The organism is Rhodococcus pseudokoreensis, assembly GCF_017068395.1.
In the GTDB taxonomy this organism is placed as follows: Bacteria; Actinomycetota; Actinomycetes; order Mycobacteriales; family Mycobacteriaceae; genus Rhodococcus_F; species Rhodococcus_F pseudokoreensis.
The window spans coordinates 5,694,900-5,721,896 of sequence record NZ_CP070619.1 but is presented as its reverse complement, the minus strand read 5'-3'; the positions used below and the strand labels follow the sequence as shown (position 1 = coordinate 5,721,896).

Below are 26,997 nucleotides of genomic sequence, written 5' to 3'. Positions count from 1 at the left end.
TTGTGACCCAGACGAACGGTAGAGATGTGTTCTGCCGCGATGACCTCGAAAAGCTGATCAATCCCACGGTGATCGCCGTGGTCGGCGCCTCTGCGACACCCGGCGGGTTCGGGAAGCGCACGATGGAAAACCTCAGTGGTTTCACCGGCCGGGTCTACGGGGTCAACCCGCGCTACGACACCGTCGAGGGCCGACCATGCGTTCCCACACTCCACGATCTTCCCGAAGTTCCCGATTGCGTCATCGTCTGTGTCGCACAGCATCTGGTGCTACAGACACTCGAAGACGCCGCCCACATCGGAGCACGCGGCGCCATCGTGTACGCCTCGGGATTCAGCGAAACCGGCGGTCACGAGGGCATCGCCGCACAGGAAGCCATCGCGGAGCTAGCGGCACGCACCGGCCTGCGGGTCGCAGGACCGAACTGCGTCGGTCTGATCAACGTCGCCACCGGCGGCGCGATGAACTTCATGACCGACTCTGGCTCGATCATCGACGGAGCGGCCGGCGGAATCGCGATCGTCTCGCAGAGCGGGGCGCTCGGTTACACCATTCTGCAGGCCGTCCAACGGGGGGTCGGCGTCAGCCACTACCTGGCCTCGGGGAACTCCGCAGACGTCGACGTCTGCGACTACATCGCGTACTTGGCCGACGAACCCACGGCCAAGGTGATCATCTGCATGATGGAGGGTGTCAAGAGCGGTAAGCGGTTCCTGCAGGCAGCTCGACGCGCTGACGCGGCCGGAAAGCCGCTGATTGTCTACAAGGCCGGCAATGGGGAGAAGAGCGGACTGGCCGCGATGTCCCACACCGGCACTCTGACCGGCTCGACCGCGGCATACGAGGCGGCGTGCGAACATGCCGGAGCCATCTGGGTCGACGACCTCGAAGCCCTTACCGAAATCGCGTCCTTCTTCGCCAAGAACCCCGCGGGCCCCTCTGCACCCGGTGTCGGCATCATGTCCACCTCCGGCGGCGCCGGTGTGATCAACGCGGACAAGGCCGAAGACAACGATCTCGACCTTCCCCCGCTTCACGCATCCACCCGGGAGGCGCTCACACAGGTCGTGCCGGCGTTCGGGTCGATCGGCAATCCGGCGGACCTGACCGCCGAGGTCCTCAAGGACGCGGCGACGTTCTCCCACTGCCTGGACGCATTCACTGCCGATCCCGGTCTCGGCGCGGTCGTGGTCCCGTTGGTGTTCGTACACGAGAGCACGACCGGTGTTCGGGCGCCCCTGCTCAGCGAGGCCGGGGCGCGCACCGAGACCGCGATCGCTGCGGTCTGGATGAACGAATGGCTCGAAGGCCCGGGCAGCCGCATGCTCGACAGCGATCCCAAGATCACCCTCTTCCGTTCCGCGGCACGGTGCATGCGCACCATCCGGCTCTGGCAGGACTGGCACGCCCGGCGACGCAGCATCGACAGTGACCGCCCCGCGGAGCGGATCTCGGACCCCCGGGCTGCCACCACCGCCCGCGAGATCCTCGCGGCAGCCGCAGACACCGGATCGTCGGCCGTGACCGAGCAGCAGGCCAAGGCCGTCCTGTCCGCCTACGGCATCGCCGTGCCACAGGAAGCGGTGACGACCACAGCGGAAGAGGCAGCGGCGTTCGCCGACCGCTTCGGTTACCCCGTCGTCCTCAAGATCGCCTCTCCAGATATCCAGCACAAAACCGAAATCGGCGGTGTCCGATTGAATCTCGGCTCCGCCGAAGAGGTGCGAGTCGCAGCAACCGAAATCCTCGACAACACTCGCATACTCGAGCCCACCGCGCGGATCGACGGCGTCAGTGTGCAAACGATGATCGGTGCCGGAGCCGAGGTGCTGCTCGGCGCCCAGATCGATCCACAGTTCGGTCCGATGATCACCGTCGGTTCCGGCGGCATCTTCGTCGAACTGCTCCGTGACGTGACGACCCAACTGACGCCGGTCACGGCGGTCACCGCGCGCCGGGCGATCGAGTCACTCCGCCTTCACAAGATCCTCACCGGACTGCGCGGCGATCCCGGCTACGACATCGACGCCCTGGTCGACGCCGTCACCCGGTTCTCGGAAATGGTCGATGACCTCGCGGACATCCTCACCGAGGTCGACGTCAACCCTCTCATCGTCGGCCGCACCGGAGCGATCGCCGCCGACGCGCTCGTCGCGTTGCACCACACCGCAGCAGTAACCGTCTAGGAGGAAACCTCACATGGGTAAATGCGCAGAAGAATTCGAGGTCGGTGAGGTGTCCGTCAGCCCCGGCCGCACCGTCACCGAAACGGACGTGGTCCAGTACTCGTGGATTTCCGGCGATACCAATCCGATGCACACCGACGCCGAATACAGCGCCCGGTCACCAGTCGGGCAGCGCATCGCCCACGGAACCCTGGGCATGTCCATCTGCACGGGTCTCAGCGCCCGAATGGGCCAATTCGACGGCACCTCCATCGCCGCGCTCGGCGTCGACGAGTGGCAGTTCGTCAAACCCGTCTTCATCGGAGACACGGTCTACCTGCGGACCACCGTCATCTCGGCCCGCGTCAGCTCCTCCAAGCCCGACCGTGGCGTGGTGGTCCGGCAGATGGAGCTGCTCAATCAGAACTGGGAAGTCACCCAGCGCGGTCTGATGAAAACCATGGTCTACAGCAAGGCCGGATTGGCGGCGGCCGAACTCGACAATCACACATCCGACACCCAATCCGACACCCAATCCGTCACCGAAGGAGCACACGCATGACGACCACCACCATCCGTCCGAACGCCAGCCTCGTCAACACCACCGGCCTCTCCGACGAGCAGCTCATGATCCGCGAGAGCGTGCTCGACATCCTCCAGGCCACCCTGCCGCTGGACAGCATCCGCGACCTCGACGAGAAGCGTCAGTTTCCAGAGGAGGCGTACCAGGCTCTCGCCTCGTCGGGCTTCCTCGGAATCCCGTTCGAGGAGGAATTCGGTGGCGCCGGGGGGAGCTACAAGGACCTGACCGTGCTCATGGAAGCCCTCGGCTACCATTACACCGGCATCGGCCAGGGCGTGATGACCACCCTGATCTATGCCGGCGGGCACGTCGCGAAGTTCGGTTCCGACGAACTCAAACGCCGCATCCTTCCGCAGATCATCGAAGGCAAGGTCAAGCTCGCGCTGGCGATGTCGGAGCCTGGTACCGGCTCCGACGTTGCAGGGCTGAAGACCAAGGCGGTCCGACAGGGCGACGGCTACGTCCTCTCCGGGGCGAAGGTCTGGATCACGTGCGCTCACGTGGCCGACTACATCGTGGTCATCGCCAAGACCGATCCCACCGCCCCGCGCCACCAAGGCTTGAGCACCTTCCTCGTCGACGCCAAAGCCCCAGGGGTGACGATCACCCCTCTGTCCATGCTGGGTCGCCGCACCACCCACGCCAACGAGGTAATCCTCGACAACGTCTTCGTTCCCGAGACGAACCTGATCGGGGAAGAAAACCAGACCTGGAAGAACATGATGAAGTGCCTGGCCGTCGAACGCCTGGCTCTGGCCTCCATCTCCGCCGGGCACTGCTTCCGGATCACCGAATACGCCCAGGACTACGCCAAGAACCGCATCCAGTTCGACCGCCCGATCTCCGATTTCCAGGTCAACCAGCACAAGCTGGTCGACATGCGCATCATGGCCGAGACCGCCCGCCAGTCCGTCTACCGCGTCGCCGAACTCCTCGACGCCGGACACGACGCCATCGAGGAAACCTCGATCGCCAAGATCGTCTGCACCGAGAACAACTTCAAGTGCGCCGACATCGGCCTGCAGATCCTCGGCGGCGCCGGGTACTCGATGGAATACGACATGCAGATGTTCTTCCGCGACTCCCGCGTCGGTCCCATCGGCGGCGGCACCAACGAGATCCAGCGCAACGTCATCGCGAAACGGATGGGGCTCTAACCGCCAAGCTCTGAACTAGGTAGCCCCACTGGCCCCGGCCCGGCGTAACTAGGCCGTAGTTGCGGCGCGTCCGGGGCGCGGCTAGGGGAATGAACCACCCAACGACGAGGGGCCGAAAGCGACCCCATATCCGGTCCCTGGTGATCGGTAGAGAGGCGAGAACAATGGGGCGAACGACACATGCCGCCCGATTCCGGAGTCGCGCCCGGTGGGGCGCCGCGATGGCGACACTGCTGATGCTGGTATCCGGATGCGGCACCGCGACCGGACACGACACTGGAGGAACGCCCGACAAACCGTTGGTTTTGCGGTACGCGGATTACACCAGCGCTCGCTCGGGTGACGGCTTCCGGGCGTTCGCCGCAGACGTCACCGACCACACCGACGGCCGGATCACGTTCGACGAATACTGGGGTGGCAGCCTGCTGACAGGCACAGACATGGCCTCGGGTGTACGAGGCGGGGTGGCGGATCTCGGTATGTTCACCGCCACCTACTATCCGAGCGAATTCCCGCTCACCGACTGGCTGTCCCGCCTCGGGAACCTGGCCGACACCGACTACCCCCGAGGTGTCATGCAAGCCAACGCCGCCCAGGCAGACTTCGCGATGTCTAGCGAACAGGTGAACAACCAATTCGAGAACCGTGGGATGAAGTTGTTGTTCTCGGCTCACCCGATCACCAACTACGACATCCTGTGCAAGACGCCGGTCACCACGCTCGCCGATGCGACAGGCAAGCGTATCCGGTCCGGCGGCGGGATGTGGGACGACGAGATCCGTGCACTGGGTATGACCCCGGTGAACCTGTCCATCGGCGAAACCTACGAGGGACTCGAGCGGGGAGTCATCGACTGCACTCTCGCCTCCCCCAAGACCGTGACCTCGTACGGGTTCTGGGAAGTCGCCAAGCATTACACCAATCTGCCACTAACGGGTATCAACGCCCAATATGTCGTGATGAACCAGGAGGTTTGGGATTCACTTGCGGTCGAGGACCAGCGCGTGATCTGGGATGCCGCCTACCTGTGGTTCCAGGGCTACCTCGAATACGAAGGCCTGGGACTGGAGAAGGTGCTCGTCGATACGGGTACCAACGAACATGGCTTGGCCCTCCACGATCCCGCCGACGACATGCTCGGCGCCGTAAAGAACCAGCAGGCCAAAGTTCGCGCATCGTTGCCTTCGACTGCCCCTGACCGAATCGAGTCGCCGGAACTGATACTCCGCGGTTACGAGGACACGATGGCTAAATGGCATGCCCGGCTCGCTTCGCTGGATCTGAGTCGTACCACCACGGACGGCGGTATCGATCTCACCGAGTACGCCGCCGAGGTACGCAGCGAGGTTTTCGACCGGCACAAACCGTAACCACGCCCTGTCACCGCCTCATTCGGGTCACACCCTCAACCGGCCCGAACGACTTCCGCTCATCGCCTGACCCCGCAACCACGCGGATGGGAGCCTGTCATGGAAGACCTTGACACCACTTCATCATCACCACTGAGTTCCTTCTCGAATAAAATGGCGCGATTCGCGGGCGCTGTGGCAGGAATCATCGTCCTGATCCTGACCGTTCAGATCGCCGCTGACGTTCTGGCCCGAAACCACTTCAACAAACCAATCCCCGGCACGCTCGAACTGACCGCGAATCTGTTCATGCCCTTGATCATCTTCCTGTCGTTGGCATACGCCGAATACGCCGGCGACCACATCAGGGCCACGATCGTCGTCGCTCGCCTCACCGGGCGCACCGCGAAGGCCACCGAACTCATCGGCCGGATCGTCACACTGCTCGTCGTGCTCGCGTTGACCTACTACGCCGTGATCGGCGCGACCTATGCCACCGAAATTCGGCTGGAGGCACTCGGCGCCATCACCCTGCCGGTGTGGCCGGTAAAAATCCTCGCCGCAGTCGGACTGGCGCTCTTCGCCGTGCAACTGCTCGCCTCGACCGCCGCGCCCAGCACCCACACGAAGACGAGGAATGACCATGGCTGACAGTCTTGTAACCGAATCACCGTCGGTGATTTCGCCGCACGCGGCAACTGGCGACAGTGCGAGGCGTCCCCGCGGCACTCGCACCGCCAACCGCCTACTGCTCGTTGTCGCCACAGCCACGGTGGTCACGCTGGTCGCTCTCGGGCTGATCGAGATGTCCGACCCCGTCATCGGCCTCGTCGTGATCGTGGCGACAATCTTACTGATGCTCGCCGGTGTCCCAGTTGGGATCGCGATCCTCGCGGCCAGTGGCTTGGGCTTGTGGAAGCTTGCCGGATTCGACGCGATGGCCGTCACCTTCGAAGACGTCCCGTTCGCAACAGCGGCCAGTTGGAGTCTGAGCGTCATCCCGCTGTTCATCTTCATGGGCATCGCGATGGGGAAGTTCAACCTGACAACCCGGCTGTTCGATGCGGCCCAGCAGTGGATGGGAAAGTTGCCCGGCGGTCTGGCCATCGCGACCAACTTCGCCGGCGCCGGTCTTGCCGCCGCGAGCGGCAGTTCCATCGCCATCTCCTACGCCCTCGGCCGTGTCACCATCCCCGAGATGTTGCGCGCGAACTACAAGCCGTCGCTGGCCGTCGGCGTGGTCGCTATGGCCGGCACCCTCGGCATGCTCATCCCGCCGAGTGTCGTCCTTGTCGTCTATGCGGGGGCCGCGGGCACCGCCATCGGCCCGCAGCTTCTCGCCGCGTTGATCCCGGGTCTCGTGCTGGCCGTTGCGTTCGCGGTACTCATCCTGGTCCGCTCGACTCTCGATCCCACTCTCGCCCCGCGGATGGAGTCGACCGAGATCACCTGGAAATCGCGTCTCGGCTCACTACCGGGCATCGCGCCCGTGACGGTGATCATCGCGGTGATCATCGGCGGAATGTACACCGGCTTCTTCACACCCACCGAGGCCGGCGCGTTCGGGGCCCTGCTGGCCGTGATCTTGGGCTGGCTGTTCGGTGGAGATCGCAACATCCGCAGGCTCGGGACGACACTGGTGGTCTGCCTGCGCGAGACGGTCGCGGGCGTGGCCTCGATCTTCCTGCTGCTAATGGGCGTGCACGCCCTGACCCGCGTGGTGGCGCTGTCCGGGTTGGCTGACATCATGGCCGACACCGTCACTAGTATGGGTCTGTCCCGCATCACCTTCCTTTTCGTCCTGATCGTCGCATTCCTCATTCTGGGCATGTTCATGGACAGCCTCGCGATGATCTTGCTGACCGTCCCGGTTCTCATGCCCGTACTGACCGTCCTGGACATCGACATGATCTGGTACGGCGTCTTCATGGTGATCCTCGTCGAGATCGGCCTCGTCACCCCACCAATCGGGATGCTCAGCTACATCGTGCACCGCCTTGCCCAGCACCCCGACGTCAATCTCGGTCGCACAGTGAATCTCTCGGATGTCTTCAAGGGCACCGCCTGGTTCATCATCGCCGGGCTCGTCGTACTGACCGCGCTCATCTTCTGGCCGGACATCGCATTGTGGCTGCCCGGACGATCCAACGCGGGATAACCCGCGACCATTCTAGCCCTCTCAATAATCTCAAGCCCTCTCAGTAATCGAGGAAGATCACATGACGACATCCGCAACGACACAAGCAACGGCACCGTCCGCGACGATCGAGAGTATTCTCACCGCACGCCACAGCTGCCGGGCCTTCCTGCCGACGCAGGTGCCCCGCACCGACATCGAGCAGATGCTCACCCTGGCCCAGCTGACCCCGTCCTGGTGCAACTCGCAACCCTGGCAAGTGCACATCCTCAGCGGCGAGGCCACCCGGCGACTGGCGGATGCTCTGCTCGACGGAGCCCGCAGAGGAGTGCGCCAACCCGATCTGGATCCACCACGTGACTACCTCGGCGTGTACCGTGACCGTCGCCGTGGATCCGGATACGCGCTGTACAACAGCCTAGGAATCCGCCGCGAAGATACCGAAAAGCGAGAAGAACAGCGGCTGGAGAACTTCCGTTTCTTCGGAGCACCGCACGTGGCCATCATCACCACCGACGAGCAACTCGGCACCTACGGCGCAGTGGACTGCGGCGGCTACGTCTCGACCCTTCTCCTCGCCGCCCACAGTCTGGGCATCGCGACCGTTCCGCAGGCCGCGATTGCGATGGTGTCCAACACAGTTCGTGAACATCTCGGGATTCCCACGGACCGTCGCATCGTGTGCGCCGTTTCGTTCGGATACGAGGACCAGACCCACCCTGCCAACAGTTTCCGGACATCGCGCGCACACCTGACCGAGGTGGTTGAGTGGATCGACCGGTAGGCGACTCGACAAACGACCGACCACAGAGAGATCCGCGGATTCAACCATGACTGTTCCCACTCCACCCACCCAGAACGCCGGCCCCCTTGCCGGGGTACGAGTTGTCGAACTACTCACCCTCGGCCCGGGCGCCCACGCCGGAACAATGCTGGCCGACCTCGGCGCGGACGTGGTGCTTGTGGCACGTCCTGGCTGGCTCGCTCAGCAAGACGGCGACCCGGACCACACCCGACGCGGACGCACCCTCGTCGAGGCAGACCTCAAGGATCCCGATGACCGCGACAAGGTCATGCGCCTGATCGACCGAGCCGACGTCTTACTCGAGGGATTTCGCCCCGGAGTGACCGAACGGCTCGCGATGGGACCTCGAGACTGTGCTGAGCGAAACCCGCGGCTGATCTACGCACGCATGACCGGCTGGGGTCAGACGGGTCCACGCGCGCACCAGGCCGGTCACGACATCAACTACATCGCTCTGACCGGACACTTGCACGCCATCGCCCGCTGCGGGGACAAGCCCATGCCGCCGTTGAACCTCGTGGGCGACTACGGCGGCGGATCGATGTTCCTGGCCCTGGGCATCGTCGCGGCCCTAGTTGAAAGGCACACTTCGGGCTGCGGTCAAACCATCGATGCGGCCATGGTCGACGGGGCAAGCATGCTCGGTCATTGGATGTGGGCGATGCGACCTCGTGGACGGTGGACCGATGTCCCTGGTACAAACATGCTCGACACCGGGCGGCCGTTCTACGACGTCTACGAAACCTCGGACGGCGGGTACATGGCGGTGGGGGCGCTGGAACCGCAGTTCTATTCGTCGTTCATCGCCGGGCTCGGACTCGACCTCGCCCAGATACCCGCCCAGCACGACAGTGATCGGTACGTCGAGTTACGCGACATCATTGCTGGCGCATTCAAAACCCGGACACGGCACGAATGGACCGAGACCTTCTCCGGCACGGATGCGTGCGTGACGCCTGTGCTGTCGTACGCTGAGGCCGCCCGTGATCCGCATCTTCAGTCCCGGGGCACCCTTTTGGAGCTGGAAGGAGTGACCCAACCGGCCCCGGCCCCCCGGTTCTCTCGCACCGACCGACGAATTCCAGCTGGACCACCACGAACCGTCACACCCATCGATGGCATCTGGACTCCGGTAAGGACGGTAGTTTGACCCTGATGAGAGCCGCGTTTGAACGGTCGGCCCGCACGTGCGTCGACGACGCCGGAGCTACAGTCCAACCCCTCGCACTGATGGCGATGGCAACTCCCACCGATTGACCCACAGAGACGCCAGACAGCCCAACGTGCGATTCGACCGCTGGGCTGTCTGGCATATTCACGTCGAACAATCTTGACGCTTCAGGTGATCGGTGCCAACGTGGAGATCACGGCACCACCGACGCCGTCGGCGCCGACTGTGCTGAGGTGCCCTCGATCCACCGGTTCTGAAGCTTCGCCAGATACCATTCGAGTTCGCCTTTCGCCGCGGAGGCATCACGCTTCCTCAGGGCATCGAGCAACCGAAATCGGGACTCGATGATGTAGTCGTCGGCGGACGGGCCCACTCGAAGTGTCAGGTCGTGGGTCAGCTCTAACAGCGGCTTGATGAGAATCGACAGAATCGGATTGTGTGCCGCCTCGGTCAGCATCTGATGAAACTCAAGATGCAGTTTCAGCTTGTCTCGCCAATGTGTGGCTGCATCGATCGCTGCGGTGCGCCGCACAATCTCCTCAAGAGCGTCGAACTCGGCTTCCGTTGCACGTTCACATACCCTGTCAATGATCAGGCTCTCCACGCCAATCCTCGCTTCGGTCAAATCCGTCAGCGAATATTGAGTGAGAGTCATCCCGTCCAGAATTCCCCGGGCCACAGCCTTCGACGTGGAATCCGAGACGAAGGCGCCGCCGCTGTGCCCTCCCTTGAGGGTCACCAAGCCGGAAATCTCGAGCATCCTCAACGCTTCGCGTAACGTATTTCGGCTGACGCCGAGTTGTTCAGCAAAAACTCGCTCACTGGGTAACTTTTCCCCCGGGCGCAGTTCGCCCGATTGAAGCAGGCCCCGAATCTGATCGATGATGTCGTCGAAGGCACGCCTTGTCTTCGCAGGCTCAAACTTCTGCTCCGCACCCATCCGATCTCCCTCCTGTCGCGATGACCACCACGCACGCATAGCTTCGACGGTGAATCAGTTGGGTCAAGCCTGGTTCAACCATTGACTGCGCTCAGTCTAGAGTGTCCGGCGCTGGAATGACACAACGCCGCCCTGTCAGATCTTCTCGACACCGGTCGGGGGCACCAGTCGCTTAATTCGAAGTGTTCGGGCACAGGCTTTGTCCTCTCATCACTTGTTGGCATCGAGTTGTCCACATAATCTTCACTTGGGCACGCTCGCGGACCGCTTGGCGATCACCGGCAGCGCCGGACACCCGATAAAGATCACTAAGACACATCGATTCCGACACACGGCCGCCACCAACCCTGCTCAACGCGCGCGTTCCATTGCACGTGATGATGAGATACTTCGGACATGTCAGCCCTGAAATGACCATGCATTATGCGGTGACGCTGTCGGAAACCGAAGAGCGTGAATTCCTCCGCTACAAGAAGGTCACCAGCGACGGCCGAACCCCCGGGATCGACACCTCGGATCTCTACGACTTCCTCAAGCTCGACAACCGGGCTGATCGCGTACCGCCGAACGGTTGGTGCACCCTCCCGCCGAAGCAATCCTGCGACAAGGGCAACGCGTCCTTGACCTGCCGAAGTTCGTAACCGACGCCACCCACGCCCCCGAACTCTCCCGGCAACTCGAGGAAACCCAGCGGTTCATCGAGATCCGCAGGGAGACATTCGCGGCCCGCTACGGAACGCAGATGAGCGAGGACAACCTCTGGCTACAAGGCCGCACCGACGAGGTCACCTCACTCAACCAGATCCTGCTCGCGATCACCGACGGCGCCGACCAACACGGAATCCGCGGCGCCAGAGTCCGAGACCAGACCGACTGACAGGAGTAGATATGCCCGAACACCTCCAACGAGCTGCGCGCCTCCGACACGCGTTTGGTTGTCGCGGACGGCGCGGCGCTAAGGCCGTCTGTGCTACCTGCCCCGTCCAACGTGAGTGCCACACCGTCGGCGGAGGTACGCGGTCGTCATTTCGCGGAAGTCGAACCCGAGCGCGAGCCGTCGGTTCGCCTGCGCACTCGCAACTGTTCCGCGTCATGCGGCGCCCCGTGCACCTCGCGCGCCTCAATCGATCGGTTCGCCGAGCGGTCGATCAGGAAAGTGAGTAGACCGCACATGGCGAACCCGACGACCATGAGCCCGTACACAATTCGCTGGCTGCCGAAATGATCGGTAACGAAGCCAGTGAGATAGGGTCCGAAGAAGCCGCCACTGCCGCCGATACTGTTGATCAGTGCGATCGCAGCAGCACCTGATGCGCCGACAAACAACTTAGGTGCGACGGCAAAGATGGTCGGAGCGATCGCCGCCAGTCCAAATGCTGCGATCGCGAGAGCGACGATCAATACATAAGGGTTCGTGCTGGTAACAGCGATGACCGAGCCAAGGACACCGAACGTACAGCCGATGACTGCGCCGAGCCCAGGGGAGTTGATCTTCGTCGCATAACGTGAGATCAGCAAGCCGCCGACGATGCCCAATGCCCAGGGAAATGCATTCAGCAATGTCTGCAGGCCATCGGACAATTCATCCCCATTCGAATCGCGAAACGTGGAGATGATCGTTGGCAGGAAAAAGATAAGACTAAACGAACAAAATGTCGAAGGGAAAAACGCAAGACCGAGCAGCAACACTCGGCGGTCTTTGAGCGCCGAGAACACGCCGGAATGATCACCGCCGGCCGCTTCGACGTTGCTTTCCTCCCGAGCTACCGCGCTCTTGAGTTCAGCACTCTCGTCGGGTGTCAGCCACGCGACTTCCTCGGGATCATTTCGGAGGTACACCCAGGTCGCGATTCCTGCTGCGGCACCGAGTATTCCGGAAACAAGGATGAGGAATCGCCAGGGTGTCATGTCGATGGGCAGCAATTCGCCGGTATCTTTGGTAAGAGTGAATAGCGGCGCCGCAACAGCATTGGTGACGAACGGCATTATGTAGAAGATTGACAGTGCCCACGCCATGACGCTGCGCGGGAACCATCGCAGCATATAGAAAATCACGCCGGGCACAAAACCTGCCTCCGCCGCTCCCACCAGTAATCGTGCCACGTACATTGCTTCGACGTTTGGCACGAAAGCTGACGCAGTCTGGACTACACCCCATGCCAAGATGATCGTAGTCAGCCATACCCTGGGACCGAGGCGGGTCAGCGCGACATTCGCCGGTATCTCCAGGAGGGTGTAGGTAATGAAAAAGAACCCGGCCGCGAGGCCCAGCTGGGTAGCCGTGATCCCAAGGTCGTGAGTCATGCCGTGGGGCGCCGCATGCGCGATTGCTATCCGGTCTATGTTTGCGACGAAGTATAGGAACGCCAGGAATGGCATTAATCTCCGCAATGCCTTCCGTATGCCATTGCCTTGTGTCCTAATGGTAGTCGCCGTCATCTCGATGATCCTGACTTTAGAGTGCGCGGAATATGAATTGGCGGTGGTTGGGCCTCAGTTGGAAAATCAGTAGCTTCTGCTGAGATGTAGTGCACGCTCTGCGATGTAGTTGAGCACCATCTGATTGTTGATGGGCGCAATTCGCTGCAGCCGAGATTCGATCCAATGTCGCCCGACGTGGTACTCGCGGGCGAACGAGTATCCACCGAATACCTGCATGGCGGCGTCATGTGCGCGAAATGATGCCTCGGTGGAGAGATACTTGGCTGCGTTTGCGATCAGTCCGATAGATGACGCCCCGTGTTCTTCGCACTCGGCGACGGCGTTGTACACAACCTGGGCGGCAGCCAGCAGTTCCAGATAACTGTTGGCTAGTGGATGTTGAACCGCCTGATTTTTGCCGATCGGGCGCGAGAACACGACGCGGTCCTGCGCGTAGGTAGATGCTGCCTCCAGTGCCCAGCGCCCCAACCCCAATGCCTCGGCGGCCAGGTAGAGACGCTCACCGTTGAGACTGTCGAGCAGGTGGTAAAACCCCATGCCCACCTCGCCGACGACCTCATCTCCTGTGACCAGGTGATCGTTGAAAAAGACTTCGCACGAGGCGAAGGCGTTGCGGCCGATCTTCGGGATCGGGTTGATCTCGATGGTGTCGGCCTTCAGGTCGGTGAGGAACAGTGTCAGCCCGTGACCTTTGCGCTGCCCGTCTGCGGGCTGCGATGTGCGGGCCAGAAGGAAAATCTTGTCGCCGCGCAATGCGCCACTGTTCCAGACCTTCGACCCGTTGATCAGGTAACCGTGCGAAGTTGGCGTTGCCTTTGTGCCGATCATCGTAGTGTCGGTGCCGGCGTCCGGTTCGGTAACGCCGAAGGTGACAAACAACCGGCCGGCCGCGATCTGCGGCAGGAACTCTTCCCTCTGCAGTTCGGAGCCATATTTGAGTAGGGTCGGCACGGTCAACAGAGGTGTGTGCACGCTGCTGCATGCATTGAGCGCACCGCCGGACGCGCCGACCTCTTCCAGTACTGCGATGAGATCGGACATCGATCCGCCACCGCCCCCGTACTCCTCCGGAATCGTGGTTCCTAGATAGCCAGCCGCAGCGAACGCGTTGTAGAACTCCTCGGGGAATGTGTGGTCGCGATCATGCTGGTCCCAATACGTAAGATCGAATTTCCTGCACAGTTCGCGCACCGCGCTGCGCAACTCTTTGTTCTGGGACTGGTGAGGGAACGGCTCCATTAATGTGGCCTCGCTGTTCGTCTTTAATTTTTGTGCACCCGATTTCGACCTGGTTGCGCCCACCTGCGCGAACCCGTACAGCGCTCTGGCGCGGGACGGACACCCCTGTGATGTAGCCGATAGAAACCAGCGACCGTGTCGCATGCAACATAAGGCGCCGAACCATCGGCGTCAAGACTGGCTCCAATCATGCCGCCAATAGATTCACCTATCCTTGACAGTGGGGGCGGGGGACTGCTTAGCTGGCAGCGGGCGCCGGTTTCGAGGTGCCATATCATCGAATATTCCTTGTACGACGTACATTTCGTTGCGGTCGGCCCAGGAACCTGACCATCTAGGGAACGTGCCTATGTCTGACGATGCCAGCCGTCCGCTTCGTGTAGGGCAGTTCTCGGCGTATTACGGCGACCGAGCGTCCGCCATCGCCGAACTCATTGCGAGCGATTGCGATATCCTCGCTGGCGACTACTTGGCCGAGCTGACGATGCTCGTACTGAGGAAGAACCAGCTCCGTGGCGGTGTGGGCTACGCAGAGGGGTTTCTCTCCCAGATAGGCGACAACCTCGGCGCCATCGCGGCGCGCGGCATCAAGGTGATCACCAATGCGGGCGGTCTCGATCCAGAGGCCTGCGCTTCCGCTTTGCGAGATGCTTGCGCCTCGGCAGGGCTGGACCTGACCGTGGCTGCAGTGACCGGCGACAATCAGCTAGACAGGCTGGAACACTTGCGCGACCGGGGTGTTCCGCTGGAGCACTTGGACACCACAGAGACACTGGATATCTCTACGACGCAGGTACTTACCGCCAACGCGTATCTGGGGGCTTGGCCGATCGTGGAAGCGTTGACGCAAGGGGCAGATATCGTGGTGTGTCCACGAGTGACGGATGCCGCGTTGGTGATCGGCCCAGCCGCGTGGCATTTCGGGTGGAAGCATGACGAGTGGGACAAGCTCGCCGGGGCATTGGCCGCGGGCCATGTGATCGAATGTGGCTGCCAAGCCACCGGCGGCAACTACTCACTGTTCGATCGACACCCCGACTTAGGTCTACCGGGTATGCCGATCGCAGAGATCGAGTCCGACGGCAGTTCCGTGATTACCAAGAGTGCCGCGTCCGGTGGCGTGGTGGACGGCGGAACCGTGCGCGCACAGTTACTCTACGAGGTGGGAAGTCCGCTCTACCACAACCCGGACGTTATTGCGGATCTGAGTTCGTGCACGGTAGCCGAGATCGCTCCGAACCGGGTGCGGGTCAGTGACACTAGAGGACTTCCGCCTACCGACAATCTGAAACTATCGCTGTCATATGAAGGGGGCTACCGCAATCAGGTAACCATCGGACTCACTGGTGGCCGTATCTCCGAAAAGGAAGCTTGGCTACGCAATCAGGTGATCGACGCTGTGGGCGATGAGACGCAGTTCGACAGCTTTCGCTGGACGAGGATCGGGCCGATGTCGAGTGACGGCGGAACCTATGACGAGTCGACAGCACTGGTGGTCATCAATGCCCGAGACCGCTCACGAGAGAAGGTTTCACGGGCCAAATTCTCTGACCGCATCACGCAGCTCGGGACATCCAGCATTCCCGGTTTCTACACCTTCACCCCGCCGGCCCGTGAGCGACTGGTTGGTATTCAGTGGCCGTGCCTGATCCCGAAGTCATCGGTTGCTGTCGAGGTGGTCATCGACGGCAAACGAACTCCGGTCCCCTGGCCGCCCGCACCCTCTGAGTCTTCGCGACGATCGAAGCGTGAATCGACCGTCACGGCAGTAAACTGGTCGGACGAGCCCACCAGCACAACGAGGTTGGACACGTTGGTGGGCACGCGGTCCGGCGACAAGGCCGGTACGGCGAACGTAGGCGTCTGGGTCGACAGTGACGAAGCGTTCGATTGGTTGCGAGCCTATTTGACCATAGAGACGTTTCTGAAGCTGGTCCCAGAGGCTGCGGCACTGAGGGTTGTACGGCACGAGTTCCCAAACCTCAACGCATTGAACTTCCTGGTGCACGGGTGGCTCGAGGATGGCGTCGCATCGTGCACACGTATCGATGCCCAGGCAAAAGGTTTGGGCGAGTATCTCGGCGCACAACACGCACCGATCCCAGACAAACTTCTTGCCAACTCCACGAGCAGCAGCTGACCAGGCGGCCCCACCGGAATTGAGGAGGCCTTGCCTCAGCGGGGCCCGCACCCTGTGCGACGAGCTCGAGGTCCTCGGCTACCGGTTGTCGTATCCGACGCTGACCCGGCAGATCCGTGACCGCAAACTCCGTCGATGTGCGCGGCCTCCGCGAACGCCACCGACCGGCCAAACGCGATCATCGACCATCCGCCCAGCGAGAAGACCCGTGGGTTGGGTCGATCAGCCCGAGTCCACCCACCTCCTGGGGGGTGGACTCGATGGCGCACCTGCTCGTTGGCCCCGGCGCCTTCGGGGCTGGCACGGAATCTTGGCGCAGCCATGACCCGACCGCACCTGGGGGCCAGGGAGGAAGGCTGGTCAGGCTTCGCCGGGCGCGCACCGCAATTTCCCGCCTGTAGTGCTGTGCGAGGCTCGTCGGTCACAAACTGGGAGGCAAAGCGCTCACGTAAACCTTGCAGCGGTGCCACACGATATCGCGGTGAGTACAGAGTCCGAGTACACCAAGTCTATACGTTCGGCGCATCGACTCGCTCTTTGAGTTCGGTCGCGTCGCACCGCCTCATCGAGGCGGTGACTGTAGTGCGCGGCTGCGAGGCCGAAGGCCGCATGTATGTGCTGGGCTGATGGGCCGCCGATCGGCGCCCACAGTACGGCGAAGTCGAGGATGTCGTGATCGGCAGCGGCTCCGTCGGCAGCCCAGGGGCGCCCAGCCGTCCTCGCGTGGCGTGGTGGTCTCGGATGTGCCTTGTTGTTGCTCATGCCAACGTGTCTCACTAGGTGGATTGTTGTTGGTCGCTTTCCTGGACAGCCTCCAAACGCCTACGCGACGCGATCGAAGATTCGCTTGATCCGACGTCGCATCATTATGGAAACGAGTTGGCCGACTAATTCTCTTTCATCAGGCGCCAATTCACGAGTTCGCCGCGCCGCGCCGATGATCTCGATGCAACGAACGTGGAGACGCTCGGACGACATGCCGAACTCCACCCACGTTCTGTCTGCCGGCGGCCACCCATATGGCGCCCACATGACGACGAACTGTGCGATTTGCCGATCAGTCCTGTCCATGACTTCTCCTCCACGGAATTGCCGCCACGATCCGTGGCGGTAGACAGTTTCGGTGCAATCAGGGCGAATCACTTGTCTGATATTGGGACACGGGACTCACCGGTGGATGAGGCACTGCTAGAGCCACCTGCGAGACATCCGGTTTGCCACCATCATGTGTGGAAGCTCGAGCTGCGGACAGTACAACCGGGGAAAGATTTCGGGTGTCAGCCCGGCAGGCGGTGGTGTCCGAATGCGCTACATCACAGTGCGGTCGATCAGCTGGATGCTGGTGGGCACAGAGAGTCAGGCTCCGCCATCCGGATACGTTGATCAGGAGAAATCATGGGTAACCCACGCGCAACCGTCGAGTTCGGGGCATTCCTCGCACCGTGGCACAAGATCGAGACGGATGCGAACACCGCGATTCACCAGGACCTGCAGCTTGTCGAGCACATGGACAAACTAGGATTCGCCGAGTTCTGGATCGGTGAGCATCACTCCGGTGGTGTGGAGATCGTGTCGTCTCCGGAGATGTTCCTCGCCGCCGCAGCTCAGCGGACGTCGCGGATCAAACTGGGGCTCGGCGTCGTCTCGCTGCCCTATCACCACCCGTTCATGGTTGCCGACCGGTTGGTGCTGCTCGATCACCTCAGCCGAGGGCGTGTCATATTCGGTGCTGGACCCGGTCAGCTCGCAGACGACGCCCACATGATCGGCATCGACCCGGTAGAGAGCCGGCGCAAGATGGAGCAGGCTTTCGACGTGATTCACCGTCTCCTTGACGGTGAGACGGTCACCGAGGAGACGGATTGGTTCAAGATCCAGGACGCCTACCTGCATGTTTCGCCGTACTCGACCATCGAGAAGGCCGTCACGGCCACGGTGTCCCCGACCGGTCCCAAGCTCGCGGGTAAGTACGGGGCAGGCATCCTCTCGCTCGCGGCCACGAACCCGATGGGTGTCGAGCTGCTCGCGGGCCATTGGGACCTCGCCGAGCAGATCGCAGCCGAGAACGGACGCACTGTTTCTCGTGACCAGTGGCGACTCACGGGCCTGATGCATGTGGCCGAGACCGAGGAGCAGGCACGAGCGGACTGCCGGCACGGACTGTTGGACCTGATGAACTATCTCTCGCACGTCACCCCGGGCTTCGATCCCGCCCCGGACGTCGACACTCTCATTGACGGCGTCAATGAGAGCGGACTCGCTGTCATCGGAACCCCGGAGATGGCGATCGCACAGATCGAGCGGTTGCAGGAGAAGTCCGGAGGATTCGGCAAGTTCCTCGTTCTGCACGGTGAGTGGGCTCCGCAGCCGGCGGCGCTGCGGAGCTTCGAGCTGATCGCAGAGCGGGTCGCACCGGAGTTCAGTGGCGCGCGCACTCCGCGACAGCGTGGCTACGACCAGGTAGTCAACAGCAACCGTGCCGGTGCGGATGCCACCGCCGCCGGCCAGGCCGCCGCTCAGAAGCAATTCGCGGCCGAACGCGCCGTGAGCGTGGGCTGATTTTCACTGCAGCGGGGCGGGGTTCGACTTCAATCGTCGAACCCCGCCCCGCTGTTGTGTGCGCCGGCGCCGGGTCGGCAAAGGTGTAGCGAAGTAGAACATCCTGTGACCCGCGGCACACCTACCGTTCGTAGCGATCAACGAGTCGGCATCGAAAGGATCATAAATATGGGAACTCTCGACGGGAAGGTCGCGCTGGTTACCGGCGGCGCACGTGGCCAGGGCCTGGCACATGCACACGCACTGGCGAACGAGGGCGCGGATGTCGTGCTGCTCGACATCTGTGAGCAAATCAGCTCGGTTCAGTATGGGCTGGCAACCGAGGCGGATCTCACGCTCGCAGCGAAGTCCGTTGGCGCGCTGGGTGTACGGGTCGCCACGCACAAGGTAGATGCCCGCTCGTCATCCGCCCTCGATGTGGCGGTGGAAGAGACGATTGCCACGTTCGGAAGCATCGACATCGTGGTGATCAATCACGGCATCTGGACGCGGGGAGCATTGTGGGATCTGACCGACGAGGACTGGCTCGACACCATCGATGTCAACCTCAACGGGGTGTGGCGGACGCTGAAAGCTGTAGCACCGCAGCTGATCAAGCAGCGATCTGGATCAGTGATCATCACGGCATCGGTCAACGGGGTGGAGGCGCAGGCCGGCGCCGCTCATTACACCGCGGCCAAGCACGGTGCGCTCGGCCTGATGAAAGCCGCCGCACTGGAATTCGCTCCCCATGGCATTCGGGTCAACGCAATTCTGCCCGGGTTTGTCGACACTGCGATGACAAACTGGCAGGGCTGCTATGACATGACCGGTGGAAAGCCGGGCTCAACCCGCGCCGATCACGAGGTCGCGGCGCGCCATTGGCACGCGATCGGAGGTCTGATCGAGCCCAACGAGATCAGCGGAGCTGTCGTGTTCCTCGCTTCCGATGCTGCGCGCCGAGTCACCGGAGTTGAACTCCCGGTCGACAGCGGCCACCTGGTCCTGTCCACCTTCAACCCGAACCCGAGCTGATCACCATGGCGGACAGTAAGAGCCTTCGGCGGTTGCTCGTCTCGGCGCTGAGCGCCAGCACGCTCGAGTGGTACGACTTCTTCATCTACGGGACCGCGGCGGCACTGGTCTTCAACAAGGTGTTCTTCCCTGAGGTCAGCCCGATCGTCGGCACGATCGCGGCGTTCGCAACCTTTGGTGTCGGGTTCCTGTTCCGGCCCCTCGGTGGAATCATCTTCGGCCACTACGGCGACCGTCTCGGACGTAAGTCCATGTTGGTCGTCGCGATGCTGGTGATGGGCGTGGCCACATTCCTGATCGGACTGATTCCGAGCTATGCCCAGATCGGAATCGCTGCTCCGGTGATTCTGCTGGTTCTGCGCGCAGTGCAAGGGATCGCAGTCGGTGGACAGTACGGCGGAGCCATGCTGATCGTGACCGAGAACGCCCCATCGAATCGGCGGGGCCTCTTCGGCAGCTTCGCGCAGGTGGGTCCGTCGCTTGCGGTGATCTTGTCCAATATCGTGTTTCTGGTCGTCGTCGCATCGATGAGCACGGAAGCGCTCCAATCGTGGGGCTGGCGCATCCCCTTCTTGCTCAGTGCGATTGTGGTCGCACTTGGTCTCTACATCCAGATCACCATCGAGGACTCGGACGAGTTCAAGCAGTTGCAGGCGCGTGCGGCCGAACAGAAGTCCGCGGATGTCCCGGTCCGGTCGCGGTCACCGATCGTCACGGCGTTGCGTGAGCACCCCCGCGAGGTTCTGCAGGCCGCTGGGATGATCCTGGTCGTTCAGGTGTACTACTACATCCTGACGGTGTTCCTCGTCTCGTTCGCCACCGAGGCGGGTGTGTCGAAGTCGACGGCACTGTGGGTGGTTCTCCTTTCCAGCGCGGTCACCGTCGCCTCGATTCCGATGTTCGCCCTGGTCTCGGACAAGGTTGGGCGCAAACGAGTTCTGGTGATCGCAGCGGTCGCGACAACCGCGTCAGCGTTCCCGTTCGTCATGCTCGTCGGTACCGGCAGCATCTGGTTGATGCTGGTCGCGGGCCTGCTCGCGGGCGTCACACTGGGCGCACTCTACGGCCCGATGGCTGCCTTCTACTACGAGATGTTCCCCGCCGAGGTGCGGTACTCGGGTGCATCCCTCGGTTATCAGCTCGGTGCAGTCCTCGGCGGCGGGTTCGCTCCCCTGATCGCGACGAGCCTATTTGCCTGGACCGGCACCGTGCTTTCGGTCGGTGCCTACGTGACCGCCGCGGGTCTTTTGAGCATCTGGGCGGTCGGTTCTGCCCGCGAGACCTATCGGCCGGCGGCGGCCAGCCGGTCGGAGGAAACGGTGGATGTGTCGTCGATCTGATCGTGATCCGGCCGCGGTCGAATCAGGATCTGGCGCGTCGCCGGCGGGGGGAGCTTCGGGGTCACTGAGTGGTGTGGCCCCGAAGCTCCTCGTTCACCAGATCGAGGTGATGTCCGTCAGGATCACTGCGGCCTGACCAGCCCGGTTGGGGGTTCGGGACAGGCGCGGCGCCGCACCCGGCTGCAGCACGCCGTCACGGTGGCCGATCGCCTGCCGGTGGGACACCTGAGGATGGCCGGAGACTTCGTCGAATGACAGCACGGGGGTCACGCAGGCGTCGAGCGAATCGAAGATCGTCTCCCACTCGGCGCGGGTCCGGGTCGCGAACGCAGTTGCGAACAACTCACGCAACTCCGGCCATTGGGACCGGTCGTCGCGATCGGGTGCCTCCTCGACGGCGAGACCGTCGAGGAGCGCCTGGTAGAACTGCGGCTCGATCGCTCCCACGGCCATGTAGCCGCCATCGGCGGTCCGGTAGCTGTCGTAATACGGCGCACCCCCATCGAGCACGTTCGCACCTCGCTCATCGGTCCAGTCGCCGGCGGCTCGCATCGCCCAGACCGAGTGGGTCAGAGTCAGGATTCCATCGAGCATCGCCGCGTCCACGACCTGGCCGCGTCCGGACCGCGTGCGCTCGACGAGCGCGGCCAGCAGCCCCGCGATCAGGAACATCGAGCCGCCACCGAAGTCGCCGACGAGATTGAGCGGCGGCAGCGGCGGACCTTCAGCTGGTCCGATCGCGTTCAGTACACCCGTGGCGGCGATGAAGTTGATGTCGTGGCCGGGTTTTGCGGCCCAGGGGCCGTCCTGACCCCACCCGGTCATTCGCCCGTAGATCAGGCCGGGATTGTCGTTGACGAGGGCGTCCGGGCCGAGGCCGAGCCGCTCGGCGACTCCCGGTCTGAAACCTTCGATCAGGATGTCGGCTTTCAGCGCGAGCGCGCGGACGTCATCGAGGTCATTCGGGTCCTTCAAGTTCGCACTGACTATTCGCCGTCCGCGCAGCGTCGGGTCCTGGGCCGGGCGACCGGAGGGGTCTGGGCGTTGCACGCGGACGACGTCGGCACCGAGGTCGGCCAGCATGAGTGCTGTATGTGGGGCGGGCCCCAGGCCGGCGAGTTCGAGGACTCGGATTCCGGCGAGGGGCCCGTGGTGCGCGTCGGTCACTTGATCAGGCATCCCGCGTCGACGGGCAGGGTGGCGCCGGTGATGTACCGGGCCTCGTCCGAGACCAGGAACAGCAGGGCATTGCTGACGTCCCGCGGTTCCACCCACGGAATCGGCAGGGCGTTCGTCGCCGCCGACGCAGGCTCGAAGTCCTCACGGGTCGGAGTCTCGAGGTCCGGGCGGAAGATTCGGTACGTGCCTTCGTTCTGGATCATCGGAGTGTCGACCTGGGTGGGGTGGATGGAGTTCACCCGGATGCCGTACGAAGCGAGCTCGTTCGCGAGGCTGCGCATCAGCCCGACGACGCCGTGCTTGGCGGAGACGTAGTGGGCGATGTGGGCGTAGCCCTTCAGTCCCGCCGCCGAACTGGTGAGGACGATCGCGCCGCCCTGGCCGCCCGCGATCAGGTGCGGGATGGCGGCCTTGGCCGTGTGCCAGACACCGGTGAGGTTGATGTCGAGCATCTGCTGCCACGTCGCTTCGGGAATCTCGTGCGCCAGGTGCGGATTGCTCGCGATACCGGCGTTGGCGGAGACGATGTCGAGTCGACCGAGTTCGGCGACAGCCCCGGTCACTCCATTCGTCAGGGCCTCGGCGTCGCGGACGTCAACGTCGAGCGTGACTACACGGCGACCGAGCTTTTCGACGAAGCGGGCGGTCTCGGCGAGTTCGTCGGCCGTCCCGGCGTCGTACGCGATGTCGATGATCTCGCGTGGGACATCCACCGCAATGATGTCCGCTCCTTCTTCGGCGAGGCGAATCGCGTGCTCTCGCCCCTGGCCTCGTGCCGCTCCTGTGATCAGTGCGACCTTGCCCTCTACTCGACCCACAACCACTCCTCTACTAGTACAGATGTTGTGTCGTACGACACATTGTCTCTGCGGGGGTGGGGCCCGGGTTGTCGCGTTTCGCGACAGTGCTCCGGGGGTGTATTCGATTGCGACATCCTCCGGGCCGCGATCGGTGTGTACTTCTACGTCACAGGCTGATTTCGGCGACTCCCGCGCCGGTCGGCTTCCGGTCCATTACTTCTGACGAAGGATGCACGTGAACCTTTCCAACATCCTCGTCCGCGTCGCAGCGCGCCAGCCCGACGCGGTCGCAATCCGATTCGGCGGTGACGAGCTGACGTTCGAGCAGTTCGTCACCATCTCCCGGCAGTTCTCGGCGTTCCTCGACTCGGTCGGTGTAGCACCTGGCGATCGGGTCGGGATCTACGCCTCCAACCGCCTCGAGTCCTTTTGCTTTCTCCTCGGGATCTGGATGTCGGGCGCGATCGCGGTGCCGTATAACCTGTCCGTCCCGCGGGGACCCCTGCGGCACGCTGTCGAAGACTCCGATCCCACGCTGATTGTGGTTGCCGACAGCGAGGTCGAGCTGATCCAGGACGTGTGCGACGGGCTTGGCGGCGCGGAGCGAATCCTGGCGGTGGGGCCGAACGCCGCAACAGCCGGCGCGACCTGGACGTGGCACGACGTGACGACGCTGCCCGAGCGTGAGGAGATTGTTCCTCGGCTCGACGGAGACGAAGCGCTGCTGATGTACACCAGCGGCTCGACCGGAACCCCCAAGGGTGTTCGGCAAACTCACCGGACCACTGGGGCCGCTGTCGACGCCACGATTGACATCTTCGGCTTGAACGCCGACGACAGCGCACTTGTGTGCACCCCCCTGTTCCATGTCGGCGGCCTGCAACTGATCTCGCTTCCGGTCCTGGTCGCTGGTGGGTCGGTCACGCTGATGTCGAAATGGGATCCGATCGGGTGGGTCGATCTGGCGCGGCGTTGGTCACCGAGCTATGTGGCGTTGGTGCCGACCATGGCGATCGATGTGGCCAATCGCATGAGCGGGGCGGAACCGGTGCAGCTGCGTAGCGTGCGGATCTGCGCGGTCGGTGGGTCGGGACTTCCGGAAGGTCCGCTGCGACGGTTCCGTGATGCAACCGGGATCTGCTCGGTCATCAACATCTATGGCCAAACCGAGCAGAACGGGTTGGCCGCAAGTGAACGAATCGGAGAGAACCCGCTGCCGGTGTGTTTGGGTCGGCCACTCGAACAGGTGGTGCAGTGGCAGTTGGTCGACCCGACCACTCAGCAGCGCGTCGCCGATGGCAGCGGTGAAATCGGCGAACTGCAGGTGCGCGGTGACGCTGTGACACCCGGGTACTGGAAGCGGCCTGACGCCGATGCCGAACGGTTCGTCGACGGCTGGTTTCGAACGGGTGACCTGATGAGGGTTCGGCCCGACGGGCAGCTCGAATACGTCGAGCGGATCGACGACATGATCATCAGCGGCGGTGAGAACGTCTATCCCCAGATGGTGGAGAACTACCTGGCCTCTTCCCCGGACGTCGCCGAAGTCGCAGTGATCGGCACGCCACACGAACGGTGGGTCGAACAGGTGACAGCGATCGTCGTCGCGTCCCGTTCGGGAGTGACAGTGTCCGACATTGCCGAGTTCTGTCAGCACCATCCCGATCTGAGGGGGCTGTCACGCCCCCGACGGATCGAGATGGTCTCTGCGCTGCCGCGAACCGGGAACAACAAGATCAACAAGCCGGAGCTCAAGCGGATGTTCCGCTGAGCCCGGACGATTGATAAACCCTGAAGGAGGGTGGTGCGCAGCGCGCACCACCCTCCTTCTGTTGCCGAATGTCGTTGCAGCCAATCAATCTTCGGGAATGGCGACGACGACCGTTCCGTCGATGACGCGCTTGCCGTCACCTCGGTCGACCCAGACGTCGCACAGTGCGCGGCGGTTGTCGCCGCCACCGGTCACCTCGAGCACCGTGCCGCCGGCGGTGACCGTGTCGCCGGCGCGGACGTTGTCGCGGAATCGGCACTTGATGCGCTGAAGGGCTGACCGGGTGCCGGCCCACGAGGTGATCATGTCGATGATGTACGCCATCGTCGAGCCGCCCTGATTGATTTCCCGGTCACCCATACCTGCGGCCGCCACCGCGTCCAGATCGAAGTGGATGGGGTTGGGGTCGTCGAGGATCAGTGCGATCTGTCGGATGTGTTCACCGTCGACCGAGTCCACGACGAACGACGGGATGGCAGAACCGGGCGTGATCTCGTTGGTGGACATCAGTTCTGCCCTCTCTTGAACAGGTAGACACTCGTCACCGTGCCGACGGCGTCGGTCGGGACGGTGGTATCGAACAGGGTCACCGTCACGGTGAGGCTGTCGAGGATTGACCCGTCTCTGGTGGTGCGTCGATCGATGTTGTCGATCGCGGCGGTTGTGCGGTAGGTGTGACCCACCGCCAGCGGCTGGATCTGGTCGATGCCGCAGGTCCCGAACAGCAGTGTGTCGGTGTCCCGCTTGTCCGCCAATGCGCACAATTCGTCGACACTGATGCCCATGCCGCGCAACGCGATGACGAGGAACCAGATCGAGTGAGCATGTTCATGTGCGTCGGGATCGTCGGCAGCGTGGAGCGCATGATCGGTGATCGCGGACTGATGCCGCGAGATGGTCGTGGTGTCTCCGGGCAGCCGGCGGCCGACAAGGCCGGGGTCCAGCTCCTTGACTGCGGTGGTCATGGGGATGTTCAAGCCTTTCGTGGATCAGTAGGAACGGGGCAGACCGAGGGTGTGCTGGGCGATGTGATTGAGGACCATTTCCGAGGACACCGGCGCGATCTGCTGCAGGCGCACGATCGACCACAGGTCGGCCAGTCCGTACTCGAGCGCCAAACCGTTACCACCGTGGACCTGGATGGCGGTGTCGAGGGCATGGTGCCCGGCCTTGGAGGCGAGATACTTCGCCATGTTCGCCGCTTCCCCTGCCGGCAGGCCTGCGTCGTAGAGCGCGGCCGCCTTCCACGTCATGCCGCGGGCTGCCTCCAGCTCGATCTTGGCGGCCGCCAGGGGGTGCTGGACCGCCTGATAGCTGCCGATCGGGGCCGTGCCCCACACGGTCCGTTCCTTGACGTAACGGCACGCCTTCTCGATGGCGTAGCGGGCGATGCCCGTGCAGATCACTGCACTCAATACCCTTTCGGGGTTCAGGCCGTCGAACAGTGGCATCAGACCCTTGTCGACTTCGCCGACGACCCGTTCGGCCGGGATGCGCACGTTGTCGAAGAAGAGCGTGAACTGGCGTTCGGGCGCGGACAGTGCCGTCGGAATGAGCTCGCGAGTCAATCCCTCGACGTCTGGGTCGACGACGAACAACGTCAGTTTTCCGCGGCCGGTCTTCTCGTCGGTGCCGGTCCGGGCCACGAGGAGGAAGTGATCACAGTGGTCGATACCCGAGATGTAGTACTTGGTGCCCTTGACGATGTAGTCGTCACCGTCGCGGGTCGCGATGGTGGACACGTTGTGTGAGTTCGAACCGGCGTCCGGCTCGGTCAGCGCGAAGACGAATTTCTTCTCGCCACTCGCGATTCCGGGAAGGTACTGCCGCTTCTGTTCCTCGGTGCCGTGCCGTCCGAACACGCTGCCCGCGATGCCCTGGGAGAGCACCATGGCCAGCTCCGGGCAGCCGCCCGCCGCCAGCTCTTCGCTGACGATCGCCTGTTGGGTCAGGCCGGCGCCGCTGCCGCCGTATTCCTCCGCGATGTTGAGGCCGAGGTAGCCGTTACGGCCGAGCTCGTCCCACAGGGCCTGCATCGGTGCGCCGGTCGCCGAACACTTCTGGTAGTAGTCGTGACCGTACTTGGCGACGATGCGGGCGACCGTCTCCCGCAGGAGCATTTCCTCGTCACCTGCGATGAGCGGCAGCGACGCGTCGAGTTGAGTTTCTGTCGAATGAGACACCATGGGTTCAGTGTGTGCCTCGA

Annotated in this window: 22 protein-coding genes; 14 read left to right on the top strand and 8 right to left on the bottom strand. The window is 63.0% G+C overall.

Going from position 1 to position 26,997, the window contains the following annotated elements:
• Positions 1 to 2 precede the first annotated feature (2 nt).
• The 8 genes from JWS13_RS31310 to JWS13_RS31275 all read left to right on the top strand — a co-directional run bounded on the left by JWS13_RS31310 (position 3) and on the right by JWS13_RS31275 (position 9,346).
• Positions 3 to 2,186, top strand: coding sequence for an acetate--CoA ligase family protein (locus JWS13_RS31310; RefSeq protein ID WP_206009223.1), 2,184 nt, complete (start codon positions 3 to 5; stop codon positions 2,184 to 2,186).
• A 13-nt stretch (positions 2,187 to 2,199) separates the two neighbouring features.
• On the top strand, positions 2,200 to 2,727 hold the full coding sequence (locus JWS13_RS31305; protein WP_206009222.1) for a MaoC/PaaZ C-terminal domain-containing protein: 528 nt from the start codon (positions 2,200 to 2,202) through the stop codon (positions 2,725 to 2,727).
• A complete protein-coding gene (locus JWS13_RS31300; protein ID WP_206009221.1) occupies positions 2,724 to 3,905 on the top strand; it encodes an acyl-CoA dehydrogenase family protein in 1,182 nt (393 codons plus the stop codon). Before JWS13_RS31305 ends, JWS13_RS31300 begins: the two co-directional genes overlap by 4 nt.
• Before the next feature lie 164 nt (positions 3,906 to 4,069).
• Entirely contained in the window at positions 4,070 to 5,275 is a 1,206-nt protein-coding gene (gene dctP, locus JWS13_RS31295) for a TRAP transporter substrate-binding protein DctP (RefSeq protein WP_206009220.1), read from the top strand.
• A 153-nt stretch (positions 5,276 to 5,428) separates the two neighbouring features.
• On the top strand, positions 5,429 to 5,905 hold the full coding sequence (locus tag JWS13_RS31290) for a TRAP transporter small permease subunit (protein ID WP_241032413.1): 477 nt from the start codon (positions 5,429 to 5,431) through the stop codon (positions 5,903 to 5,905).
• Complete coding sequence (locus JWS13_RS31285; protein ID WP_241032412.1) at positions 5,898 to 7,412, top strand: TRAP transporter large permease; 1,515 nt, start codon at positions 5,898 to 5,900, stop codon at positions 7,410 to 7,412. Before JWS13_RS31290 ends, JWS13_RS31285 begins: the two co-directional genes overlap by 8 nt.
• Before the next feature lie 61 nt (positions 7,413 to 7,473).
• Complete coding sequence (locus tag JWS13_RS31280; RefSeq protein WP_206009219.1) at positions 7,474 to 8,175, top strand: nitroreductase; 702 nt, start codon at positions 7,474 to 7,476, stop codon at positions 8,173 to 8,175.
• Between the two features lie 46 nt (positions 8,176 to 8,221).
• Positions 8,222 to 9,346 (top strand): CaiB/BaiF CoA transferase family protein, encoded by a 1,125-nt coding sequence (locus JWS13_RS31275; RefSeq protein ID WP_206009218.1) that lies wholly within the window; start codon positions 8,222 to 8,224, stop codon positions 9,344 to 9,346.
• Positions 9,347 to 9,560: 214 nt separating this feature from the next.
• On the opposite strand, the gene JWS13_RS31270 is transcribed toward JWS13_RS31275, so the two are convergent.
• Positions 9,561 to 10,307, bottom strand: a complete 747-nt coding sequence (locus tag JWS13_RS31270) for a FadR/GntR family transcriptional regulator (RefSeq protein ID WP_206009217.1) — start codon at positions 10,305 to 10,307, stop codon at positions 9,561 to 9,563.
• Positions 10,308 to 10,878: 571 nt separating this feature from the next.
• Between JWS13_RS31270 and JWS13_RS31265 the strand changes: the two genes are divergently transcribed.
• A complete protein-coding gene (locus JWS13_RS31265; protein ID WP_206009216.1) occupies positions 10,879 to 11,184 on the top strand; it encodes a hypothetical protein in 306 nt (101 codons plus the stop codon).
• Positions 11,185 to 11,330: 146 nt separating this feature from the next.
• Here the strand turns inward: JWS13_RS31265 and JWS13_RS31260 are convergent, their stop codons facing one another.
• Both JWS13_RS31260 and JWS13_RS31255 read right to left on the bottom strand, forming a co-directional pair.
• Positions 11,331 to 12,686 carry an MFS transporter gene (locus tag JWS13_RS31260; RefSeq protein WP_206009215.1) on the bottom strand — a complete coding sequence of 452 codons (1,356 nt, stop codon included), beginning with the start codon at positions 12,684 to 12,686 and terminating at the stop codon, positions 11,331 to 11,333.
• 126 nt (positions 12,687 to 12,812) lie between these two features.
• On the bottom strand, positions 12,813 to 14,051 hold the full coding sequence (locus JWS13_RS31255) for an acyl-CoA dehydrogenase family protein (protein ID WP_241032411.1): 1,239 nt from the start codon (positions 14,049 to 14,051) through the stop codon (positions 12,813 to 12,815).
• 286 nt (positions 14,052 to 14,337) lie between these two features.
• Here JWS13_RS31255 and JWS13_RS31250 point away from each other — a divergent pair, with 286 nt between their 5' ends.
• From JWS13_RS31250 to JWS13_RS31235, 4 genes are all read left to right on the top strand, one after another.
• Positions 14,338 to 16,128: an acyclic terpene utilization AtuA family protein gene (locus JWS13_RS31250; protein ID WP_206009214.1), complete on the top strand. Its 1,791-nt coding sequence runs from the start codon at positions 14,338 to 14,340 to the stop codon at positions 16,126 to 16,128.
• A 1,395-nt stretch (positions 16,129 to 17,523) separates the two neighbouring features.
• Positions 17,524 to 18,687: an LLM class flavin-dependent oxidoreductase gene (locus JWS13_RS31245; protein ID WP_206009213.1), complete on the top strand. Its 1,164-nt coding sequence runs from the start codon at positions 17,524 to 17,526 to the stop codon at positions 18,685 to 18,687.
• Between the two features lie 168 nt (positions 18,688 to 18,855).
• Entirely contained in the window at positions 18,856 to 19,701 is an 846-nt protein-coding gene (locus JWS13_RS31240) for a mycofactocin-coupled SDR family oxidoreductase (protein WP_206009212.1), read from the top strand.
• A 5-nt stretch (positions 19,702 to 19,706) separates the two neighbouring features.
• Positions 19,707 to 21,041 (top strand): MFS transporter, encoded by a 1,335-nt coding sequence (locus JWS13_RS31235; RefSeq protein ID WP_206009211.1) that lies wholly within the window; start codon positions 19,707 to 19,709, stop codon positions 21,039 to 21,041.
• A gap of 93 nt (positions 21,042 to 21,134) precedes the next feature.
• Here the strand turns inward: JWS13_RS31235 and JWS13_RS31230 are convergent, their stop codons facing one another.
• Together JWS13_RS31230 and JWS13_RS31225 are read right to left on the bottom strand one after the other, a co-directional pair.
• Complete coding sequence (locus JWS13_RS31230) at positions 21,135 to 22,220, bottom strand: CaiB/BaiF CoA transferase family protein (protein ID WP_241032410.1); 1,086 nt, start codon at positions 22,218 to 22,220, stop codon at positions 21,135 to 21,137.
• A complete protein-coding gene (locus tag JWS13_RS31225) occupies positions 22,205 to 23,038 on the bottom strand; it encodes a mycofactocin-coupled SDR family oxidoreductase (RefSeq protein ID WP_206009209.1) in 834 nt (277 codons plus the stop codon). Before JWS13_RS31225 ends, JWS13_RS31230 begins: the two co-directional genes overlap by 16 nt.
• 211 nt (positions 23,039 to 23,249) lie before the next feature.
• On the opposite strand from JWS13_RS31225, the gene JWS13_RS31220 reads away from it, so the two are divergent.
• A complete protein-coding gene (locus JWS13_RS31220) occupies positions 23,250 to 24,791 on the top strand; it encodes a class I adenylate-forming enzyme family protein (protein ID WP_241032409.1) in 1,542 nt (513 codons plus the stop codon).
• An 84-nt stretch (positions 24,792 to 24,875) separates the two neighbouring features.
• On the opposite strand, the gene JWS13_RS31215 is transcribed toward JWS13_RS31220, so the two are convergent.
• Genes JWS13_RS31215 through JWS13_RS31205 form a run of 3 tightly spaced genes read right to left on the bottom strand, consistent with a single transcriptional unit; the run spans position 24,876 to position 26,938 of the window.
• Positions 24,876 to 25,298 (bottom strand): MaoC family dehydratase, encoded by a 423-nt coding sequence (locus tag JWS13_RS31215; protein WP_206009207.1) that lies wholly within the window; start codon positions 25,296 to 25,298, stop codon positions 24,876 to 24,878.
• Positions 25,298 to 25,756, bottom strand: coding sequence for a hypothetical protein (locus tag JWS13_RS31210; RefSeq protein ID WP_206009206.1), 459 nt, complete (start codon positions 25,754 to 25,756; stop codon positions 25,298 to 25,300). The genes JWS13_RS31215 and JWS13_RS31210 overlap by 1 nt, the downstream gene beginning before the upstream one ends.
• Positions 25,757 to 25,780: 24 nt before the next feature.
• Complete coding sequence (locus JWS13_RS31205) at positions 25,781 to 26,938, bottom strand: acyl-CoA dehydrogenase family protein (RefSeq protein WP_420855058.1); 1,158 nt, start codon at positions 26,936 to 26,938, stop codon at positions 25,781 to 25,783.
• Positions 26,939 to 26,997 lie beyond the last annotated feature (59 nt).

What these genes read in the sequence shown, in the direction of transcription:
- JWS13_RS31305 (WP_206009222.1), top strand. Translation starts at nt 2,200, where the DNA reads ATGGGTAAATGCGCAGAAGAATTCGAGGTCGGTGAGGTGTCCGTCAGC.
- JWS13_RS31300 (WP_206009221.1), top strand. Translation starts at nt 2,724, where the DNA reads ATGACGACCACCACCATCCGTCCGAACGCCAGCCTCGTCAACACCACC.
- dctP (WP_206009220.1), top strand. Translation starts at nt 4,070, where the DNA reads ATGGGGCGAACGACACATGCCGCCCGATTCCGGAGTCGCGCCCGGTGG.
- JWS13_RS31290 (WP_241032413.1), top strand. Translation starts at nt 5,429, where the DNA reads ATGGCGCGATTCGCGGGCGCTGTGGCAGGAATCATCGTCCTGATCCTG.
- JWS13_RS31285 (WP_241032412.1), top strand. Translation starts at nt 5,898, where the DNA reads ATGGCTGACAGTCTTGTAACCGAATCACCGTCGGTGATTTCGCCGCAC.
- JWS13_RS31280 (WP_206009219.1), top strand. Translation starts at nt 7,474, where the DNA reads ATGACGACATCCGCAACGACACAAGCAACGGCACCGTCCGCGACGATC.
- JWS13_RS31275 (WP_206009218.1), top strand. Translation starts at nt 8,222, where the DNA reads ATGACTGTTCCCACTCCACCCACCCAGAACGCCGGCCCCCTTGCCGGG.
- JWS13_RS31270 (WP_206009217.1), bottom strand. Translation starts at nt 10,307, where the DNA reads ATGGGTGCGGAGCAGAAGTTTGAGCCTGCGAAGACAAGGCGTGCCTTC.
- JWS13_RS31260 (WP_206009215.1), bottom strand. Translation starts at nt 12,686, where the DNA reads ATGCCATTCCTGGCGTTCCTATACTTCGTCGCAAACATAGACCGGATA.
- JWS13_RS31250 (WP_206009214.1), top strand. Translation starts at nt 14,338, where the DNA reads ATGTCTGACGATGCCAGCCGTCCGCTTCGTGTAGGGCAGTTCTCGGCG.
- JWS13_RS31245 (WP_206009213.1), top strand. Translation starts at nt 17,524, where the DNA reads ATGGGTAACCCACGCGCAACCGTCGAGTTCGGGGCATTCCTCGCACCG.
- JWS13_RS31240 (WP_206009212.1), top strand. Translation starts at nt 18,856, where the DNA reads ATGGGAACTCTCGACGGGAAGGTCGCGCTGGTTACCGGCGGCGCACGT.
- JWS13_RS31235 (WP_206009211.1), top strand. Translation starts at nt 19,707, where the DNA reads ATGGCGGACAGTAAGAGCCTTCGGCGGTTGCTCGTCTCGGCGCTGAGC.
- JWS13_RS31230 (WP_241032410.1), bottom strand. Translation starts at nt 22,220, where the DNA reads ATGCCTGATCAAGTGACCGACGCGCACCACGGGCCCCTCGCCGGAATC.
- JWS13_RS31220 (WP_241032409.1), top strand. Translation starts at nt 23,250, where the DNA reads ATGCACGTGAACCTTTCCAACATCCTCGTCCGCGTCGCAGCGCGCCAG.
- JWS13_RS31215 (WP_206009207.1), bottom strand. Translation starts at nt 25,298, where the DNA reads ATGTCCACCAACGAGATCACGCCCGGTTCTGCCATCCCGTCGTTCGTC.
- JWS13_RS31210 (WP_206009206.1), bottom strand. Translation starts at nt 25,756, where the DNA reads ATGACCACCGCAGTCAAGGAGCTGGACCCCGGCCTTGTCGGCCGCCGG.